Annotated in this window: 1 protein-coding gene; it reads left to right on the forward strand. The window is 58.8% G+C overall.

Annotated features, from left to right (window positions below):
• The coding region (locus EXE45_RS20080) for a hypothetical protein (RefSeq protein WP_158294345.1) at positions 1-363 on the forward strand (363 nt) is incomplete at its 5' end.
• Positions 364-413 lie beyond the last annotated feature (50 nt).

Here is a 413-nt window from a genome sequence, read left to right on the forward strand (position 1 = left end):
ATCTCCGAAGAAGACCTCTCGGGGCTTGTTGATTCAGGAAAGCGTGTGTTGGCGCTACGCGCCGATGTGAGCGATTTCTACGGCGACCGTGGGCTGGCCGTCGCGCTGCTCGGAATCGTCTGTGCGAAGGCGAAAGGCGCCGTAGAGAACAGTCCTGTTCGGGTGGACAACGTCGGCCCCAACGACGTGACCTTCCGTACCTCTGATGGCTCCAGTCTTCAGTTGGGCCAGTACGAGGAGATGACCCAACTCGGGTTGTCGGAAGCAAGCGCCGTTGACGACGCGATCCAAGGGATCGAGTTTACCAACACCCACTTCAACGACGCCTACCGCACAGACCGCGCTGATCGACGGTATCCGTAACCCATGTTAGCCGTTGACTACCTGCTCTCGGAGACGAAGATCAACGAGGT

Origin of the sequence: Halorubrum sp. SP9, from assembly GCF_005435015.1 — an archaeon.
GTDB lineage: Archaea > Halobacteriota > Halobacteria > Halobacteriales > Haloferacaceae > Halorubrum > Halorubrum sodomense.